Source organism: Streptomyces sp. NPDC002845 (genome assembly GCF_053591955.1).
The window spans coordinates 80,665-100,454 of sequence record NZ_JBSFUU010000003.1 but is presented as its reverse complement, the minus strand read 5'-3'; the positions used below and the strand labels follow the sequence as shown (position 1 = coordinate 100,454).

Below are 19,790 nucleotides of genomic sequence, written 5' to 3'. Positions count from 1 at the left end.
AGGAGCCTGTCGTGCGCGCTCGGGACCTGGCGGTCGGGTATGAAGCGGTGAGCGTCGACAGTGACGCCATGGAGGCGGCCCGGCTGCTGGCCGAGCACAAGCTGCCCGGCCTGCTGGTTCTCGACGAGGACGGCGAGCCGCAGGCGATTCTGCCCGCCTCGCAGATGATCAAGGTGCTGGTGCCCACGTACGTGCTGGAGGATCCGACGCTCGCCGCGGTCGTCGACGAGAAGCACGCCGACCGGCTGTGCCAGGCGCTGGCCGGACGCCGGGTCGGGGACGTGCTGTCCAGCGAGGCGACCAAGCCGCCGACCGCGGACGCCGACGACACGGCGCTGGAGGTGGCCGTGCTGATGGCACAGGTACGCAGCCCGCTGGTGGCGGTGACGGAGAAGGCCAAGGACGGCACTCATCTGCTGGGCGTGATCACCGCGTCGCATCTGCTGCACGAGCTGCTGGGCCGGACGGGCGCGACCAGCACCAGCAACGGCTGAGCACGGCCGCGCCGAGCACGGCGGCGAGGGCATTCGATCGGGCTCGGCCGCGGGGGCGTTCGGTCACGGTCGCTAGGCATCGGGCTCCGCCGCGAGGACACTCGATCGATCACGGCCGCAGGGGCATTCGGTCACGGTCGCTAGGCATCGGGCTCCGCCGCGGGTTCATTCGAGCTCGGCGGCCCTGGCGATCCCGCGCCAGGCCTCGGCGTCGACGCGGTGCCCCAGCCGCTCCAGCACCGGCGCGCCGCTCCGCAGGGTGCCGCGCTCCAGGGAGCGGCGGGCGCCCTGGTCGAGTGCGTGCCACAGGAGCGGGTTGGCGACCAGGACCCGGGGGTCCAGCACCAGCCGTGCGCCGGAGGTGTCGCTCAGGACCAGCCGCTGGGCGACGCCCTCGGATATCTGCACGGTCACCAGCTGGTCGGTGCGCACCCGGTGGTGGGTCAGGAAGCCGCGCGCGTCGAGACCGTCGTCCGTCGCGCTCACCCTTGGTGGCGTCAGGATCACCAGGAGCAGCAGGGCGAGCGCGGCCCACAGCGCGGTACGGGCGCCGGTCAGCCCCACCAGCAGCCCCCAGTCGAGCAGCGCCAGCAGCCCGAAGAGCAGCGCCCCGCAGAGCACCGCGCTGCGCAACTCCCGCTCCCAGTAACGGTCGTGCACCACTCGGGCGGTACCCACAGGCCGGGCGCCACCGACCGAGGCACCCTTCTTCGCGTGCCGTTCCATGGAAGCCACATTAGGCACGGCACGGGCTCATGTCTCCGGTTGCGACAACTGACCGCGCCTACGGACCGGGGCTCAACTCACCGCTCTCCCGCGCCGGGTGCCGGGCGCACCGCGTGGCGGGCCGCCGGGTTGGCCATGAGGTGGCGCGGGTCGGCGGCCCGGGTGATCGCCGACTCGACGGCGGCGATCCGGTCGCCGAGCAGGCCGAGGGCGGCGACGGCCCGGACGAGCGGGTCCTCCTCCGGGCCGCCGAGCGTCTGCGCGCGGACGTACGCCGACTTCAACTCGGCCCAGCGTACGGCCTGTTCGGCGGTGAGCGTGCCGCGCAGCTCGGCCAGCTTGAGCAGGTTCGCCTCGGCTCCGGTGGTGAGGGTCTGGGCCTCGGCCGTGTAGTGGTCGTCGAGGACGGCGGCGAGTTCGGCGTCGTTCATGACCGGCTGGACGCGCTGGGCGATCTTGTTCATGTTGCGGTAGGAGCCCTGGAGTTGGAACGGCGGCTCCGTGCGGGTGGCGTCGGTCTGCGCGGCGGAGGCGATGTACGCGGCGTTGACCGCGAGGACCGTCGCGCGGGCCGTGAGCAGATGGCGCAGCACGGCGAGGACGCGCTCCAGCTCGGCGGGCGCGTACGGGTGGGCCAGCCGGTCGGCGCGGGCCGTGGAGTCGCCCTCGGCGAGGCGGATCAGCAGGTCGAGGTCGGCGCGGTCGCGGCCGGCGAGCGGGGCGAGGACCGGGTTGGCGGTCAGCGCGTTCTCGATGAAGCTCAGCGCGAAGACGTCCTCCTTGCCGGTCAGTACGTCGCCGAGGTTCCACACGTCGGCCCGGTTGGCGAGCATGTCGGGCACCCGGAAGCGGCTGCCGGACTCGGTGTAGGGGTTGCCGGCCATGCACACCGCGAAGCGCTTGCCGCGCAGGTCGTACGTGCGCGGCTCGCCGTCCCGTACGCCGTCGATACGGCGCGTGGCGTCGCACAGCGGGATGAACTTCTGCAGCAGTTCGGGCGAGGTGTGCTGGATGTCGTCGAGGTAGAGGAGGGTGTTGTTGCCGGTCTCCAGCGCGAAGTTGATCTTCTCGATCTCCTGGCGCGCTGTGGCGTTCGGCGCCTCGGCGGGGTCGAGCGAGGTCACAGCATGCCCGAGCGCCGGCCCGCTGATCTTGACCAGGACGAGGCCGAGCCGGTCGGCGACGTACTCCAGGAGCGTCGTCTTGCCGTAGCCGGGCGGCGAGACGAGCAGGAGCAGGCCTCCGGTGTCGGTGCGCTTGTCGTCCCCCGTCGTGCCGAGCTGCTTGGCGAGGTTGTCGCCGATGAGTGGCAGGTACACCTCGTCGATGAGCCTGCCGCGCACGAACGCCGACATGACCCGGGGTCGGTGGTCGTCCAGGCGCAGCCGGGAGCGCTCGGCGGCCACCAGGGCGGTGCGGCGGCGCTGGTAGGCGCGGTGGCCGGGTACGTCGTGGGCGCGGAAGTCACGGGTACGGGCGAGGAGTTCGTCGACGCGGACCGTGAGCGTGCGGCCGGTGATCCGGGGGTGGCTGCCGAGCAGCCCCGTGACCGTCTCGGTCAGCGGCGCGTCGGACTCGTGGCGCGCCAGCTCCGGGCAGAGCTCGGCCGCCACCGCCTCGGCCAGGTCGCCGGGCGCGATGTCCGTACCGGTGGACGCGGTGTACGAGGACAGCCACGCCTCGACGAGCTGTCGCCGTGCGGCCAGGTCACCGAGGGCGGCGAGGTCCTCGTCGTACGCCGAAGTCCCCACCGTACGGCGGAACTTGTCGAGCAGGGTGCGGGCACCGGCGCTGATGACGAACCCGTCGGGGCCGCTGGTGAGCTCCTCGAAGAGGTATGCGGCGGCCGCGGCGCATCGAGCGGGTGCCCCCGCGGTTGCGCCGCCCGGGAGCGCGGATGCGGCCTCCGCCCGGATCACCGCCCCGGACACACCGACCGCCCCATCCGCGACACCGGCCTCCGCGACGGGCACGGCCCCGGGCGCACCTCCCGCGCCCGGGGACCCGGCCGCGGCACCGACCGCTCCGCCGACGGGCCCGGCCGACGCACTGGTCGTCGTGCCACCGGTCACCGCTCCGGACGGACCCCAGGCGGCCCCGTCGGCGCCGGGACCACTCCTCGAAAGCCCCCCGGCGGCGGTGCCGCCCCAGTGCGCGATCGCCTCCGCCATCTCCCCCTGCAGGTCCGCGATCGCGGGCGCGAGCCCGAACGTGTCCCGTGCCCGTGCGAGCGACACCGCGCGCCGCTGCCAGCCCTCGCGGGCTTCGGCCGTCGTGGCGTGGGCCCAGAAGAGCTGGGCGGCGGCGCGGGCGGCTGGCTCGTGGCGGAGCGGGCCCACGCCCTCGTGCAGACGCAGGAGAGCCGTGAGGATCAGGACCGCGTCGTGGTCGTGGACGCCGCGCTCGTACCCCTCGTCGTACGCCTCCTCCGCCGCCCGGCGCACGAGCGCGGGCAGGTCCTCCGCCTCGGCCAGCGCCGCGACCCCGTGCTCGTCGAGGAGCCGGGCCGCGAGGTGCTCGGCGCGGTAGACCGACGGGGACTCGGAGGGCAGGGGGCGGTCCCAGTAGGGGCGGGTCGCGGCGAAGTCGGGGTCGGTCACCGGGGCGCGGTAGTCCGTGCCGGTCAGGGCGAAGACGAGGCCGTCGGCGCCCGGGACCAGGGTGAGGTCGAGGGGCTGGGTGTTGACGGCGAAGCGGTGGTTGCCGAAGCGGAGGGTGCGGCCGCCGTCGGTGTAGAGGTCGGTGCGGTCGCGCAGGGCGCGGGTCGCCTCCTGCCGGGCGGACTTGAGGCGGCCCTGAAGCTCCTCCGCCCGTACCTGGTCGCCGAGTTCGCGCAGCTCGTCGGCGATACGGCGGACCTTGGCGGTCATCGGGTCCGAGGTGAAGTACGTGGCGACGGCGTCCGGGTCGGCGAGCGTGGCCGTGCGCCGGGTCACCGTCTCAAGGACGCGGTTCGCCGAGTCCGCGAGGCGCTCGGCGCGGCGGGAGCGGGCGTCGGCGAGGGTCTGCTTGCGGGCGGAGAATGCCTCGTAGACCTCGGTGCGCTTGTCGGTGAGCTCGCCGAGGAAGTCGTCGAACTCGGCGAAGCGGGACTCCAGGTTCTCCAGCCGCACCAGCATGCCGGCCAGTTGGTCGTCGCACGCCTCAGGGCTGTCGGCGGCGGCGAGGGCGCCGGTGACGGCCTGGCCGAGCAGCGCGAACTCGGCGGCGAACTCGGCGCGCCCCTCGTGGTCGAGGAGTTCGCGGCGGTGGCCATCGAGGGTGGCGCGGGCGCGGTTGGCGCCGCCGAGGACCTCGGCGATGCGCTCCAGGATGGAGGTGCGCACGGTGGCGTCGCCGATGTCGAGCCCGCCGACGACATCGGTCACCGTGCGCAGTCCGTCGGCGAGTTCGTCGAGGCGGGCCGCGACGGGGGCGGCCTCGGCGACGGTGGCGATCTGCTCGGCGTCCGCGACGAGCCGATCGACGTCCTCGTGGTGGCCGGCGAAGGCGTCCTCGCGGGCCAGGAAGGCGACGGCGCGCTGCCCGAAGGAGGCGAGGTCGGCCTCGACGTCCGCGGCGAGTTCGTCGATGCGGTCGGTGTCCGCGTACCGCATCTCCTTCAGGGTCAGCAAGTGGCCCTGGGCGTGGCGGAGTTCGGTCAGTCCCGTCACCCAGGCGGCGGCCTCGCGCGGGGCCTCGCCACGCAGCCTGCGTACCACCGTGGCGATGCGGGCCGCCGTCTCGCCGAGCGCCTCGGCGGCCTGCCGGGTGAGCGCCTGGACGGTCTCGAACTCGCCGAGCACCTGCTCGGCGGTGACCCGCACCTGCTCCAACGGGTCCAGCAGGTCCCCGAGTTCGGGCTCGCCCAGCCAGTGGTACGAGTCCGCCGCTCGCACGCACGCGGCGGCCAGCGCCTCGTACACCTCGCCCGTCGGGGTGGTCTCGGCGACCGCGCGGGTGACGGACAGGCAGTCGGAGATCCCGCGTACGAGGTCGGCGTTGCCGACGCGGGCGAGTGGGCCCTCGCCGGTGGGCTGGGCGGCGGCGTGGGTGTCGGAGACGTACGGGGAGCGCCACAGCTGGAGCGGGTGCACACGTGCCGGTTCGTCGGTGTCCGCCCGCAGCACCATGAGCGTGCCGTCGTCGAACAGGGCCCAGCCGTGGCAGGACAGCGGGGTCGCGACCTCCTTGCGGATCATGTTGTAGGGCAGAAGGAGACTGCGGCCCTCGACGCGCGCGTGGAAGGCGTACAGCACGTCCTCGCCGTTGGGCGAGCGCACCTCGCGCTCGAACTCCAGGTCCGTCGTGTCGAGTTCGTACGTCTTGTACGCGCCCGTGGCGAGGCAGTAGCCGCCGGGGAAGACGATGCCCTGGTCCTCGGGCAGCCGGCGGCAGGCCTGCCCGATGCCGTCGAGGCGGACGACCGACTTGGTGAGGGTGTTGAACACCAGGTACCGGTCGGTCTCCTCCTTGTAGGGGCGGATCCGGAGCAGGATCAGGGCGCCCACGCGTGCGTGCGCGATGTCGGCGTCGGCGAGGGACTGGAGCGGCTCGTCGACGGGCTCGGCGTAGATCCCCTCCCCCGTCTCGGTGTTGTTCTCGACCTTGACGGTCAGCGTGCCGCCGACGGTCTCGACGAACAGCTCGCCCTGGACGGAGACGTGCGGGTGGCGCCCGAGGACGTGGTCCTCACGGCCGGCCCCCGTCCACTCGAAGTCGTGGGAGGGCGGGAAGACGTGATCGCGGTCGCCGCGCGCGTCGAGGAAGCGGGCCCGGCCGTCGTCGGACAGGGCCCAGCGCAGGACGCGGATGTCCCCGGCCTTCTCCCCGGTCTGGAAGACGGCCAGCACCTTGCCGTCGACGCGGCGCAGCTGGAGCAGGTGGGCCTGGCGGTAGTAGCGGTAGAGGGCCGCGAACTCCCGTACGAAGGCGGGATCGTCGAGCAGGCCAGGGACGGCGTCCTCGGGCAGCCGGTTCAGGTCGCGGTCGTGCAGCGCGAAGACGTCGCCGACGGCCGTCTCGGGCCCCCGGCCGAGGAAGACGTTGTGCCCGAAGAGCAGGGCGTCGCCGACGGAGACGATGTCGCGGGGCACGCAGTTGTGCTCGGTGCGCAGCCGCTCGGTGCCGGTGAGTTCGAGCCGCAGCGAGCCGAACTCCTCGGTGCGGCGGTCGTTGAGCGCCTCGGCGCGGCGGGCGAGTTCGGCGGCCTGCGCGGTGAGCCGGTCGCGCAGCACCTCGTACGTGCCGGTGTCCAGGCCGGTGGTCATGGGATACCTCTCGAAGAATGGTGGTCCGGAGCCGCCGTCCCCTGTGCGGCAGCTCCGGACCGGTCTGTGTCAGACCCTCATCGGGACTTCAGCCCGTCGGGGTCAGTTCCTCGTGCTGCCGTTGAGGGCGGTCAGCGAGGTGTCGGCGAGTCCCAGTTCGCCCGCCTTCTCCAGCAGTTGCTGAAGCTGCCCGGCGTGCGCGCCGTCCGACTTCATGAGCTTCATCAGCAGCGCGGAGACGGTCAGGTTCTGCACGTCGGACGTGGAGACCGAGCCGAGCACGCGGCCGAGGTCGTCGGTGAAGCTCGACGTGCCGTCCAGCCAGGGCCCCGCCAGCGCCTGCGCGGTCTCGGAGTGCTGGACGAAGGAGTCGACGCTCTTGCCGAGCGCGATCGAGGACATCAGCCGGTCGAAGAAGACGGACTCCCCGCCGACGATGTTGATGTCGGCGTGCTCCAGGCCGGTGGCGAGCACGGTGGCCTGGGCCTCGGCGACCTGGCGCTGCACGTCGAGGCCCGCGAGCCGTACGTCCTTCTCGGCCTCCAGACGCAGCCGGTACTCCTCGTGCGTGCGGGACGCCTCGTCGAGCGCGGCCATCGCCGCCGCCTTCTCGGTGAGGCCGGCGGCCTCGGCCTTCAGCTTCTCGCCGATCGCCGCGGCCTCCGCCTCGGCCTGTGCCTTGGCGCCCTCGGCCTGTGCGAGTGCCTTCACCCGTGCCCCCTCGGCCTCGGCGCGCAGCCGTGCCTGGGTGGCCTCGGCCTCGGCGCGGCCCGCCTTCTCGATGACCTCGGCCTCCTTGTCGCGGACCTGCACGGCGGCCAGTCCCTCGGCGGCCGACTCGGCCTGGATGCCCTCGGCGAGGCGCAGCTTGGCCTGGGCGTCGAGGTCGGCGGACTTCAGCCGGGCCTCGGCCAGGGTGAGTTCCTCGGCGGCGCGGTGGGTGGCGGCCTGCTCGGCGGCCTCCGCGGCCTTGATGTCCTTGACCAGCTTCTCCTGCGCCTGAGCCTCGGCGGCGATGATGACGGCCTGCCGCTCCCGCTCGGCCTCCTCGACGGCGCGGAGCTTCTTGATGGACTCCTCCTGCTCGGCGACGGTGCGGTCCACGGCGACGCGCTCGCGGATGACCTCGGCGATCTCCCGCTTCTCCGCCTCGACCTCCTTCTCGGCGGAGATCTTCGTCAGTTCGGTCTCCCGCTCGCGGGCGATGACTTCGAGGAGGCGGTCCTTCTCGATGCGCTCGTTCTCGATGGCGATGACCCGCTCGCGGTTCTTCGCGGCGACGGCGACCTCGCGGGCCTGGTTCTCGCGCTGGACGCCGAGCTGCTCCTCGGTGCGCAGGAAGGCGCCCTGCGCGCGCAGCCGCTCCTCCTCCACCACCCGCGCGGTCTCGGCCTCCTCGCGGGCCCGTACGGTCTCGATCTCCCGCCTCTGCTTGATCTCGGCATCGGCCTGGCGGCGCTCCAGTTCGAGGATGGCCTCGCGGGCGTCGACGTTCTGCCGGGTGATCTCCTTCTCCTCGTGGCGCTGGAACTCGTTGGTGCGCACGTGCTCGACGGCCGTCAGTTCGGTGATCTTGCGGATGCCCTGGGCGTCGAGGACGTTGGCCGGGTCGAGCTGGCTCAGCGGCGTCTGCTCCAGGTAGTCGATCGCCGCGTCCTCCAGGTGGTAGCCGTTGAGGTCGACGCCGATGACCTCGATGATGCGGAAGCGCAGTTCCTCGCGCTTGGTGTAGAGGTCGGTGAAGTCCATCTGCTTGCCGACGGTCTTCAGCGCCTCGGAGAACTTCGCGTGGAACAGCTCCTGCAGCGTGTCCCGGTCGCTGGCGCGTGCCGTGCCGACGGCCTGGGCGACCCTGATGACGTCCTCGGCGGTCTTGTTGACCCGTACGAAGAACGAGATGCGGATGTCCGCGCGGATGTTGTCCTGGCAGATCAGCCCCTCGCGGCCGGCCCGTGTGACCTCGATGGTCTTCACCGAGATGTCCATGACCTCGGCCTTGTGCAGCACGGGCAGCACGACCTGCCCGGTGAAGGTCACGTCGACCTTCCGCATCTTGGAGACGATCAGTGCCTTGCCCTGCTCCACCTTGCGGAAGAGCCGGGCGACGAACAGCATGACGACGGCGATGATCAGGACAGCGGCGACGAGCGCGCCGATGCCCCAGGTGATGGCATCCATGAAGAGACCTCGGTGAAGTGAGGAAGAAGAAGGCGAAGAAGAGGGTGAGGAAGCGGCGGGTCCTCGGTCAGGCGGCGGACCTGCGCGGGGCCGGCGCGGAGTCGTCCCGGCCGGGGACCTCGTCGGCCCGTCCCGTGCGCCGGGTGGGACTCAGCCCCACCACGTCGGGCCGGGACGGCCCGGGTTCGTCCGGGAAGAAGCGGCGCAGCGGCCGTACGGCCCAGCGGGTCAGACGCCAGGCGGCGAGCAGCGCGGCGACCGGTACGACCAGGCCGGTGAGTGCCCGGGGCACTCCCGAGGCGGCGACCGGCTCCAGCAGGACGGTCCCGCCGAGGCTGAGGAACCAGGCGAACGCCGTCAGCAGTGAGAAGGCCACCGCGACCGGCACCCCGCCCGTGCCCCAGGCATCGAGATCCGCGTCCTCGTCGAACAGACGGGAGCCGGTGGCGCCGACGGCGACCAGCAGCCAGAAGCCGACGACCACGACCAGCGCGGCGGTGAACAGGATCGTGGGAAGCCCGGTGGCCGCTTCGAGCAGCGTGTCCATCGTCCAACCCCCGATCCCTCAACGTCGTCGCGTCATGGCAGCGTGCGGGGGCGGTCCCGGTGCGCGGTACCTGCCGGTGTCCGGCACCGGGACCAGCCCCTCGGCTCCCCCGACGCCATGATGCCCGGATCGGTCACGCGCTCGCACTGCCGGATTCCGGCAATGTTCCCTGGCACCTGTATGCCGATTCCCGTTAAGAGCGCACCAGCGGAACGTCAGGCCTCGTCAGCCGTTGCCCGCCAGTTCCCTGAGCGCGATGTTGAGCTTCAGGACGTTGACGTGCGGCTCGCCCATGAAGCCGGCCGTGCGGCCCTCGGTGTGCTCGTCGACGAGCTGCCGCACCCGCTGGACGCTCAGCCCGTTGTGCTCGGCCACGCGCCCGACCTGGATGGCTGCGTACGCCGGGGAGATGTCCGGGTCGATCGCCGAGGCCGAGCCGGTGACCGCGTCCGCGGGGACCTCGGTCTCGGGAACACCGTTGAACGCGGCGACCTGGTCCTTGGCGGCCCGGACCGCCTCGACGAGCCTCGGATCACTCGCGCCGAGCTGGCCGGAGCCGGTGGCCAGCGGGTCGTAGCCGCTGTTCGAGGGGCGGCCCTGGAACCACTTCGGGTCGGGATCGTCCGTGCCCTTGATGTTCCAGCTCTGGCCGATCAGCGCGGAGCCGACCTCCTTGCCGTCGGCCGTGAGCATCGAGCCGTTCGCCTGGTCGTGGAAGGCGAGTTGGCCGATTCCGGTGACCGCCAGCGGATAGAGGACGCCGGTGACCACGGTGAGGACCAGCAGCATGCGCAGGGCGGCCCAGAGCGTCCGGGCGGTGTTGGTGACGGAGTTGTTCATGGCGGTCAGCACGCTTTCAAGGAATGAAGGAATTAAGGAGTTACAGCCCGGGGATCAGGGATATGAGTACGTCGATGATCTTGATGCCGATGAAGGGCGCGACCAGCCCGCCCAGCCCGTAGATCCCGAGGTTGCGGCGCAGCATCCGGTCCGCGCTCATCGGCCGGTAGCGCACGCCCTTCAGGGCCAGCGGCACCAGCGCGACGATGACCAGCGCGTTGAAGACGACCGCGGACAGGATCGCCGACTCCGGCGAGGACAGGCCCATGATGTTGAGCCTGTCGAGCGAGGGGTGGGCGACGGCGAACATCGCCGGGATGATCGCGAAGTACTTCGCCACGTCGTTGGCGATGGAGAACGTCGTCAACGCGCCCCGGGTGATGAGGAGTTGTTTGCCGATCTCGACGATCTCGATGAGCTTGGTCGGGTTGGAGTCGAGGTCGACCATGTTGCCGGCCTCCTTGGCGGCCGACGTACCGGTGTTCATGGCCACGCCGACGTCCGCCTGGGCCAGAGCGGGGGCGTCGTTCGTACCGTCACCGGTCATCGCGACCAGCTTGCCGCCCGCCTGCTCCCGCTTGATGAGCGCCATCTTGTCCTCGGGGGTGGCCTCGGCGAGGAAGTCGTCGACGCCGGCCTCGTCCGCTATGGCCTTGGCGGTCAGCGGGTTGTCGCCGGTGATCATGACCGTCTTGATGCCCATGCGGCGCAGCTCCTCGAACCGCTCCCGCATGCCCTCCTTGACGACGTCCTTGAGGTGGATCACGCCCAGCACCCGAGCACCGTCGGCGTCCTCGACCGCCACGAGCAACGGCGTACCTCCGGCTTCGGAGATCCGCTCGGTCGACTCGACCGCGTCCCCGGCGACCTCACCGCCCCGCTCCCGCACCCAGGCGAGAACCGAACCGGTCGCCCCCTTGCGGATCTTCCTGCCGTCCACGTCCACGCCCGACATCCGGGTCTGCGCGGTGAAGGCGATCCACTCGGCGTGCGCCAGCTCGCCCTGGTGCCGCTCGCGCAGCCCGTACCGCTCCTTGGCCAGTACGACGACGGAGCGGCCCTCGGGTGTCTCGTCGGCCAGCGACGACAGCTGGGCGGCGTCCGCGAGCTCGGCGGCCGTGGTCACCCGTACCGGCACGAACTCGGCGGCCTGCCGGTTGCCGAGGGTGATGGTGCCGGTCTTGTCGAGCAGCAGCGTGGAGACGTCACCGGCCGCCTCGACCGCCCTGCCGGACATGGCCAGTACGTTGCGCTGGACGAGCCGGTCCATGCCCGCGATGCCGATCGCCGAGAGCAGCGCGCCGATCGTCGTAGGGATCAGGCAGACGAGCAGCGCGGTGAGCACGATCAGGGAGGTCTGGTCGTCGGCGCCCGCGTAGATCGCGAACGGCTTGAGCGTCACGACCGCGAGCAGGAAGACGATGGTCAGCGAGGCGAGCAGGATGTTCAGCGCGACCTCGTTGGGCGTCTTCTGCCGTGCCGCGCCCTCGACCAGGTTGATCATCCGGTCGATGAAGGTCTCGCCGGGCTTCGTGGTGATCCTGATGACGATCCGGTCGGAGAGCACCTTCGTACCGCCGGTGACGGCGCTGCGGTCGCCGCCGGACTCGCGGATGACGGGGGCCGACTCACCCGTGATCGCCGATTCGTCGACCGAGGCGACCCCCTCGACGACGTCACCGTCGCCGGGGATGATGTCGCCCGCCTGGCAGACGACCAGGTCGCCGACGTTCAGCTCGGTGCCGGGGACCACGGTCCCGTCGGTCCTGCGCGCCACGGTGTCGGTCTTGGCCTTGCGCAGGGTGTCGGCCTGCGCCTTGCCGCGGCCCTCGGCGACCGCCTCCGCCAGGTTGGCGAAGAGCACGGTCAGCCAGAGCCAGACGGCGATGGTCCAGCCGAACCAGTCGCCCGCGTCCTCGACGGCCAGCACGGTGGTGAGCACCGAGCCGATCAGCACGACGAACATGACCGGCGACTTCACCATGACCCGCGGGTCGAGCTTGCGGAAGGCGTCCGGCAGCGACCGGATCAGTTGCTTCGGTTCGAACATCCCCCCGCCGACCCGCCCGGCGGGCCTGCGCCCGGTCGGTGCGTCCTGGTGGGGCGCGAGTGTCGGAGTGGACATCGAATCCTCGTGCTTCTTGATGTCGGTGGTCATGCCGCCAGCCCCTCGGCGAGCGGGCCCAGCGCGAGGGCCGGGAAGAAGGTCAGTCCGGCGATGATGAGGATCGCGCCCACCAGCAGGCCGGTGAACAGCGGCTTCTCCGTGCGGAGGGTGCCCGCCGTGGCCGGGACCGGCTTCTGCTGGGCGAGCGAGCCCGCCAGCGCCAGCACGAACACCACGGGCAGGAACCGGCCCAGCAGCATGCACAGGCCCAGCGCCGTGTTGTGGTACGGGGTGTCGGCGGCGAAGCCCGCGAAGGCGGAGCCGTTGTTGTTACTGGCCGAGGTGTAGGCGTACAGGACCTCGGAGAAGCCGTGCGCCCCCGCGTTGGTCATCGACGACTCGCCCGTGCCGAGTGCCATCGCCAGCGCCGTGCCGATCAGCACGAGCGCCGGGGTGATGAGGATGTAGCAGGCCGCCAGCTTGATCTCCCGGCTGCCGATCTTCTTGCCGAGGTACTCCGGTGTGCGGCCGACCATCAGACCGGCGAGGAACACCGCGATGACCGCCATGACGAGCATGCCGTAGAGACCGGAGCCGACCCCGCCGGGTGCGATCTCGCCGAGCATCATGCCCAGCAGCAGCACCCCGCCGGACAGTCCCTGGTACGAGTCGTGGAAGGAGTCGACCGAGCCGGTCGAGGTCATGGTCGTGGAGACCGCGAACAGGGAGGACGGGCCCTCGCCGAAGCGCTGCTCCTTGCCCTCCATCGAGCCGCCCGCGAGCTGCGAGGCGGTGCCCGGGTGGGCGTACTCGATCCAGGTCACCAGGACGACGGCGACGAGCCAGATGAGGCCCATCGCGCCGAGGATCGCGTAGCCCTGGCGCACGCTGCCGACCATCCTGCCGAAGGTGCGCGGCAGCGAGAACGGGATCACCAGCAGCAGGAAGATCTCGAATCCATTGGTCAAACCATTCGGGTTCTCAAAGGGATGGGAGGAGTTGGCGTTGAAGTAGCCGCCCCCGTTGGTGCCCAGGTCCTTGATGGCCTCCTGGGACGCCACCGCGCCGGGGCTGATGGCCTGCCTGTCCCCGGTCAGCGTGGTGACCGTGTGGATGTCGCCGAAGTTCTGGACGGCCCCCGCTGCGATCAGGATGACGGCCGCGACCGCGGACAGCGGGATCAGGATGCGGACGGTGCCGCGCACCAGGTCGGCCCAGAAGTTGCCCAGGTTCCCGGTGCGGGAGCGCGCGAAGCCCCGTACGAGCGCCACCGCGACGGCGATGCCGACCGCCGCGGAGACGAAGTTCTGCACAGCGAGCCCGGCGGTCTGGGTGACATGGCTCATGGCCGTCTCGCCCGAGTACGACTGCCAGTTGGTGTTGGAGACGAAGGACGCGGCGGTGTTGAACGCCTGGTCCGGGGTGATCGGCTTGAAGCCCAGTGACAGCGGCAGCCTGTCCTGCACACGCTGCGTCACATAGAGCAACAGCACGCTCACCGCGGAGAAGGCCAGCACCCCGCGCAGATAGGCGGGCCAGCGCATCTCCGCGTCGGGGTCGGCACCCACCGAGCGGTAGATCCACTTCTCGGCGCGGAGGTGTCTCGTGGAGCTGTAGACGGCGGCCATGTAGTCGCCGAGCGGGCGGTGCGCCAGGGCGAGCGCGCCGATCAGCGCGGTCACCAGGAGCACATCGGCAAGAGCGGGGCTCATGGGGGCGGCTCAGAACCTCTCCGGGAAGATCAGGGCGAGGACGAGGTAACCCAGCAGGGCGACGGCGATGACCAGGCCGACGGCGTTCTCGGCGGTCACAGCTTCGCCACCCCTTTCGCGATGAACGCCACCAGCGCGAAGACCGCGACCGCGGTGACGAGGAAGGCCACGTCGGCCATCGTGAGCTCCTGGTTGTGGAGAGGAGAGGTACGGACTCTTAGAGGAAACCCCTGTTTCGACCGCCCGCACCCTCCCTTGACACTCCTCATACGGCCATCGCCACGCCTTTGACGACTCTCTAACGGCCCCCTTCCGACCTGGGAAAACCGCACCGGAGGGCGGCTCGGGACCGGGCACGCGGGGTGACCTGCGGCGACAACCGCACCGGAGGCGTTCCCTCCGTCGTCACTCCGGGTAAGGTGTGCGGCCGGGATCTTGACGAGTCCCTCATGCCGGGCGCAAAGGGGGCACAGGTGCCGAGACGAGTGGGAAGTGGCAGGCGATGGCAGGACTGATGACGCGCCTACGGTCGCGGCCGTCGCTGTTGACCACCCACCCCGCCCGCGCGGGTGTGCTGGCGTTCGCCGTGGTGATCCTGATGGGTACGGCGCTGCTGTCGCTTCCCTTCGCCAGCGAGGACCGCGCGGCGGCCGGCTTCGTGACCGCGCTGTTCACGGCCACCTCCGCCGTGTGCGTCACCGGTCTGGTCGTCGTGGACACGGGAACGTACTGGAGCGGCTTCGGTGAAGGCGTGATCCTCGCCCTGTTCCAGCTCGGCGGTTTCGGCATCATGACGATGGCGTCGCTCCTCGCCCTCCTCGTCTCCGGGAAACTGCGCCTGCGCATGCAGCTGCACGCGCAGGCGGAGACCAAGAGCCTCGGCATCGGTGACGTACGCCGGGTGCTGCTCGGCGTGGCCGGCACCACGCTGATCGTCGAACTCACGGTCGGGGCCATCCTGGCGCTGCGCTTCCGATACGGATACGGCCAGAGCATCGGCGACGCCCTGTACCTCGGCTACTTCCACGCGGTGTCGGCGTTCAACAACGCCGGCTTCGGACTGCACGCCGACAGCCTCAGCGGCTACTCCCAGGACCCCTGGGTCACACTGCCGGTCGCGACCGCCGTGATTCTGGGCGGCATCGGCTTCCCGGTCCTGCTGGAGCTCCTGCGCCACCGCAACCGGCAGCGTACGACCGGGCGCCGCAACTGGAGCCTGCACACCAAGCTGACACTGATCACCACAGCCGTGCTGCTGACCGGCGGAACCGTGCTGACCTGTCTGCTGGAGTGGTCGAACCCCGGCACGCTCGGCCCGCACGCCGTGGCCGGGAAGATCCTCGACGGGTTCTTCCACTCCACGATGTCGCGCACGGCCGGCTTCAACGCCGTGGATGTCGGCTCGATGCACGCCTCGACGCTGCTGATGACGTGTGTGCTGATGTTCGTCGGCGGCGGCAGCGCCGGAACCGCGGGCGGCATCAAGGTGACGACGTTCGCGGTGCTGGCCGCGGCGATGCTCGCCGAGGTGCGCGGCGAACCGAACTCCGCGGTGCTGGGCCGCCGGCTCGCCCCGCACGCACTGCGCCAGGCGCTGACCGTCGCGCTGCTCGGCATCGGCCTCGTCATAGCCTCCACCATCGCCCTGCTCGTGCTCATGGACGAGCCGTTCGAGAGGGTACTGTTCGAGGTCGTCTCGGCCTTCGGCACCGTGGGCCTGTCCACCGGCATCACCGGAGATCTTCCGACGGCCGGCCAACTGCTGATCACCGGCCTGATGTTCGTCGGCCGTCTCGGCCCCATCACCCTCGTCTCGGCCCTCGCCCTGCGCGAGCGCACCCGACGCTACGAACTGCCCGAGGAGCGACCCGTCATTGGTTAACTACCTGCACTCCCTGCGCCACCGGCGCCGCAAGCGTCTCGCCGAGACCCAGACCCGGGGCGACGACCAGCGGGTCGCCGTCATCGGCCTGGGCCGTTTCGGCTCCTCCCTCGCCAGTGAGCTGATGCGGCGCGGCTGGGACGTACTCGGCATCGACACCGACCGGAACCTCGTGCAGAAGTACAGCGACGACTTCACCCACGCCGCCGTCGCCGACTGCACCGACGACCAGGCCCTGCGCCAGCTCGGCGTCCACGAGTTCACCAGCGCCGTGGTCGGCATCGGCACCGACATCGAGGCGAGCATCCTGGTCAGCTCCAACCTGCTGGAGGCCCGGGTGCCCAACATCTGGGCCAAGGCCATCAGCCGCCAGCACGGCCAGATCCTCGAACGCCTCGGCGTCCACCACGTCGTCCTGCCCGAGCACGAGATGGGCGAGCGCGTCGCCCACCTGGTCACCGGCCGGATGCTGGACTTCATCGAGTTCGACGACGACTACGCCCTGGTGAAGACCGTCGCCCCGGGCATCGCCACCGGTGTCCCCCTCGGCCAGAGCCAGGTCCGCAGCAAGTACGGCATCACGGTCGTCGGCATCAAACGCGCGGGCGAGGCCTTCACGTACGCGACCGCCGAGACCGTCGTGCAGAAGGACGACGTCATCGTCGTCACCGGCAAGACGCACGCCGTGGAGGCCTTCGCCGAGCTCAGCTGAGACACGCGGGACGGGCCACCGCCCGTGGCGGCAACCCGTCCTCCCCGTGTTTCAGCCAACCATCGTGCAGCTCTCCCCGTTCAGCGTGAAGTCGCTCGGGGTGGAGTTGTCGCCCGCCCAGGAGGCGAGGAAGCCCACGCCGAAGGTGTCACCCTCGGTGACGCTGCTGTTGTAGTGGGCGGCCGTGGCGACGACGCGGGAGCCGACCTGGTCGAAGTCGCCGTCCCACATCTGCGTGACGCGCTGGCCGTCGGTGAAGGTCCAGTCGATCCGCCAGCCGTCGAGCGCCGAGGCGGAGGTGACGGTGACCGCGGCCTGGAAGCCGTCCGGCCACTCGTTGACGATCTCGTAGCGCAGCCGGCAGGAGGCGTCCGTGGAGCCCGAGGGCTCGACCGGCCGGTACGTGACCTGGGCGGTGGACGAGGCGTCGCCCTGGGGCTCCGGCTCGGCCTGGGTGGTGGCGTCCGCGCGCGGCAGCTCCGACGGGTCGCCCGAGGTGTCGGTCGGCAGGGGTGCCACGGTCGGCGGCGGGGGCAGCTCCTGGTTGGCCACGGGCGTACGGCTGTCGGTGTCGCCCTGGGCCTGAGCCGTGTCGCCGCCCTCGGAGCCGAAGGGCATGAGGGAGACCGTGAGCGCGAGGACCGACACGATCGCGGCGGCGACCAGGATGCCGGTGCGCCCCACGCGCGGCTTGCGCTCCCTGCCCGGCGACAGCCCCCGGTCCATGCCCGAGGAGTCCGCGCGGCCGGGGCTCAGACCCGCCTCCGCGGCGCGGCGCCGCCGTTCGAGGTAGGCGAGGCCGCCCCAGCCGATCACTCCGCCCGCCAGCGCGGCGGGCAGTCCACCGCCGTGCAGCCGCAGACAGGCCGCGGCCTCGGCGCACTCCACACAGGTGGCGAGGTGCCTCGACAGATCCTCGGGGGTCTCGGCACCGGGCGAGCGGGTGACCGCGTCCAGCAGCCGTGCATAACTGCGGCAGGCGGCGTCCATGGGCGTGTCGAGGTGGTCGCGGTGGCAACGGTCCCGGAACAGCGCCCGCACCTGGTCGAGTTCGGTCGCCGCGGACACCGGGTCGAGCCCGAGCCGCCGGGCCACCAGGGGCAGCGGTAATGCCTCCACCTCGGCCAGCCACAGCAGGGCGGCGTCCGGTTCCTGCATGTCCCGCAGGCCGCGCAGCGCGAGCGGGCGGTGCAGGGGCGGCCCGGTGTAGCGGGCGGCCTTGGCGGAGTTGAGCCACAGACGCAGGTCGGGGTCGAGGCGGTGGCCCTGCCCGTGGGTCTCCCAGGCGGCGGCCGTGGTGCGGACCGAGGCCAGCAGGAAGGGGATCCGGGGCAGCCGCAGCTCCCGCCGCCCCGCGCCCCGGACGGCCCGCTCCTCGGCCTCCCGCGCCTCACGGATACCGAGGGTGAACGACTCGGTCGCGAGCTGAGCGGCCGCGGACGAGCCGGACGTGCACAGGTCGGCGTACGACAGCACCGCGTCCCAGCACTCCGAGAGCAGCGCGGCCTCGGTCGCGTCCTGGGGCTTCGGCAGGTCGGGCATGGGGGGAACTCCTGCTTCAACGGCGTCCACGGATGCGTCAACTCACCAACTCACCCTCTTCGAGGGAGAGTTGGCGGAATGTCTCGCGACGAGGCCAGAGCTTTTCACGATTCCCACACAACTGACAAGCCACGTATTCACATGTGGTTACCGGCGGTTGCGCGCGACCACTCCTGCACGACCGCTCCTGGATCCACTCCTCCTTGCTACGAGAGTTATACGGAAGAAAGCGCCAGACGTATCGATCCCCGCCCGCCCGAATCGAATCGGGTACGGATCACGCCCCGGTGTGGATCACGCGCCGGTATGGATCACGCCCGGCTCGGCGCCGGCGTCTCCTCCCGCGCGGGCAGGCTGTCCATGAACGAGCTCACCGAGAAGACGGCGTGCCCCGGGCCGGGCGGGCCGTATCCGGGCGGGGACGACAGCCCGAAGTCGTCCATCGTCGCGCGGTACGCCTCAAGGAGCCGGATGTGGTACTTCAGCGGCGCACCCTGCGGATTGGCCTTGCCCAGCGGGGTCGTGGGCTCCGGGCACCAGGTGGTGAAGCGGGGCGTGATGCCGTGGGACATGAAGAACCGCAGCCCCTCGGTGGTCGACTCGATCGCCTCGTCGACGGTGGTGAAGCCGAAGGGCTCGGCCATCTCGACGCCCGCCACGAAGTTGGGGATCACATTGCGCGCGCCGAAGACCTCGGCCGAGTCGAGGATGCGCTTGTGCCACTCGTCACGGCCGACGTACCGCTCCTTGCCGGGGCAGTACAGCTCGAACAGCCGCCGGTCCCACACCTCGTAGTTGGGGTGGTAGATCTGCACGCCGTAGTCCTTGAACCGCTGCACGTCGTCCCGCGGCAGCGCCTGCGCGACCACCTTGCCGATCCACCGGCCCGGGAACCGCTCCTCGATGGCCTTGGCGTAGTGCCCGTAGAAGTCGGCCTCGTCCCGCCCGGCGACCGTCCTGGTGATCGCGCCGCCGGTCAGCGTGTACGCGGTGGACGCCCTGGCGGTGTCGTACCGGTCGATGATCTCCAGGGCTTCGAGGACCTCCTCGACGTCCTTCACGCCCGTGTAGGGCCGCCCGGCCGCCTTGTGCTGGCGCCAGTTGTGGTTGATGTCGCAGTACTGGCACTCCTCCTTGGCGCCGAAGTACTGGCAGACGCGGAAGACGGTGAGGTAGATCAGATAACCCCACTGGATCGTCGGGGCCACCTCCATCACGGACTTCCCGTTGGAGAGGGTGTGCCGGTAGTACTCCGGCATCGGCGGCACCCCGACGTCCGCGATCCGCTTCCTGTCGAGATACAGCCCCAGCATCCCGTCCTCGTTCGCCGCCACACGATACGGCGACGAGGGGTTCACACGTACGGAGACGACGGTCCGCCGCAGGTCGTACGGCCCCCCGGTGAGGATGATCTCCTCGGGCGGGCGCCTGAGCGCGGCCTCGCCCAGCTCGGGCAGGGTGCCGTGGTCGAAGGAGAAGATGAAGTACGACTTCGGCTTGACCTCGCCACCCTCATTGTCACTCAGCGCGGACGGGTCGAAGGCCACACCGCCGCGCAGCAGGTCCTCCTTGAAGACGGCTTCCCGCGGCACATGCGGAAAGCGCTCCATCAGATCCTCGACCAGCGCGGTGCGGCTGCCCATCCCGTATCTCCTCCCGGCTCAGGCGTACGACTCCTCACGGTATGCCCACGCCGGGGCGCCCTCGGCGCCGGGTCCCCTTCGGGGCCCGCACGTGTCGGCGGTGGTAGGCGCTGGTACCGCGACCAGCACCACCCCGCGCGGGCCGCTCACCATCCGCT

Annotated in this window: 14 protein-coding genes; 3 read left to right on the top strand and 11 right to left on the bottom strand. The window is 71.0% G+C overall.

Annotated features, from left to right (window positions below):
• Positions 1–11: 11 nt before the first annotated feature.
• Positions 12–494, top strand: coding sequence for a CBS domain-containing protein (locus ACWD3C_RS02930; protein ID WP_451139376.1), 483 nt, complete (start codon positions 12–14; stop codon positions 492–494).
• A gap of 165 nt (positions 495–659) precedes the next feature.
• Here the strand turns inward: ACWD3C_RS02930 and ACWD3C_RS02925 are convergent, their stop codons facing one another.
• The 9 genes from ACWD3C_RS02925 to ACWD3C_RS02885 form a co-directional block, all read right to left on the bottom strand.
• Entirely contained in the window at positions 660–1,220 is a 561-nt protein-coding gene (locus ACWD3C_RS02925; protein WP_451139374.1) for a hypothetical protein, read from the bottom strand.
• 77 nt (positions 1,221–1,297) lie between these two features.
• Positions 1,298–6,469 carry a DNA repair ATPase gene (locus ACWD3C_RS02920; protein WP_451139372.1) on the bottom strand — a complete coding sequence of 1,724 codons (5,172 nt, stop codon included), beginning with the start codon at positions 6,467–6,469 and terminating at the stop codon, positions 1,298–1,300.
• A 102-nt stretch (positions 6,470–6,571) separates the two neighbouring features.
• The gene (locus ACWD3C_RS02915; protein ID WP_451139370.1) at positions 6,572–8,647 is read right to left on the bottom strand and encodes a flotillin family protein; all 2,076 of its coding nucleotides are present in this window, start codon (positions 8,645–8,647) and stop codon (positions 6,572–6,574) included.
• Between the two features lie 67 nt (positions 8,648–8,714).
• Entirely contained in the window at positions 8,715–9,194 is a 480-nt protein-coding gene (locus ACWD3C_RS02910) for a hypothetical protein (RefSeq protein WP_451139368.1), read from the bottom strand.
• 225 nt (positions 9,195–9,419) lie between these two features.
• Positions 9,420–10,034 carry a potassium-transporting ATPase subunit KdpC gene (gene kdpC / locus ACWD3C_RS02905; protein ID WP_451139615.1) on the bottom strand — a complete coding sequence of 205 codons (615 nt, stop codon included), beginning with the start codon at positions 10,032–10,034 and terminating at the stop codon, positions 9,420–9,422.
• 40 nt (positions 10,035–10,074) lie between these two features.
• Positions 10,075–12,192: a potassium-transporting ATPase subunit KdpB gene (kdpB, locus tag ACWD3C_RS02900; RefSeq protein WP_451139366.1), complete on the bottom strand. Its 2,118-nt coding sequence runs from the start codon at positions 12,190–12,192 to the stop codon at positions 10,075–10,077.
• Entirely contained in the window at positions 12,189–13,853 is a 1,665-nt protein-coding gene (gene kdpA / locus ACWD3C_RS02895; RefSeq protein ID WP_451139364.1) for a potassium-transporting ATPase subunit KdpA, read from the bottom strand. The genes kdpB and kdpA overlap by 4 nt, the downstream gene beginning before the upstream one ends.
• Before the next feature lie 9 nt (positions 13,854–13,862).
• Entirely contained in the window at positions 13,863–13,952 is a 90-nt protein-coding gene (gene kdpF, locus ACWD3C_RS02890) for a K(+)-transporting ATPase subunit F (protein WP_451139362.1), read from the bottom strand.
• Positions 13,949–14,122 (bottom strand): hypothetical protein, encoded by a 174-nt coding sequence (locus tag ACWD3C_RS02885; protein ID WP_451139360.1) that lies wholly within the window; start codon positions 14,120–14,122, stop codon positions 13,949–13,951. The genes kdpF and ACWD3C_RS02885 overlap by 4 nt, the downstream gene beginning before the upstream one ends.
• 275 nt (positions 14,123–14,397) lie before the next feature.
• Here ACWD3C_RS02885 and ACWD3C_RS02880 point away from each other — a divergent pair, with 275 nt between their 5' ends.
• Positions 14,398–15,735: a TrkH family potassium uptake protein gene (locus tag ACWD3C_RS02880; RefSeq protein WP_451139358.1), complete on the top strand. Its 1,338-nt coding sequence runs from the start codon at positions 14,398–14,400 to the stop codon at positions 15,733–15,735.
• Positions 15,728–16,447: a potassium channel family protein gene (locus ACWD3C_RS02875; RefSeq protein WP_451139356.1), complete on the top strand. Its 720-nt coding sequence runs from the start codon at positions 15,728–15,730 to the stop codon at positions 16,445–16,447. The genes ACWD3C_RS02880 and ACWD3C_RS02875 overlap by 8 nt, the downstream gene beginning before the upstream one ends.
• A gap of 51 nt (positions 16,448–16,498) precedes the next feature.
• Here the strand turns inward: ACWD3C_RS02875 and ACWD3C_RS02870 are convergent, their stop codons facing one another.
• On the bottom strand, positions 16,499–17,989 hold the full coding sequence (locus tag ACWD3C_RS02870; RefSeq protein ID WP_451139354.1) for a cellulose binding domain-containing protein: 1,491 nt from the start codon (positions 17,987–17,989) through the stop codon (positions 16,499–16,501).
• A 311-nt stretch (positions 17,990–18,300) separates the two neighbouring features.
• Positions 18,301–19,632 (bottom strand): radical SAM protein, encoded by a 1,332-nt coding sequence (locus ACWD3C_RS02865; RefSeq protein WP_451139352.1) that lies wholly within the window; start codon positions 19,630–19,632, stop codon positions 18,301–18,303.
• Between the last annotated feature and the right edge of the window lie 158 nt (positions 19,633–19,790).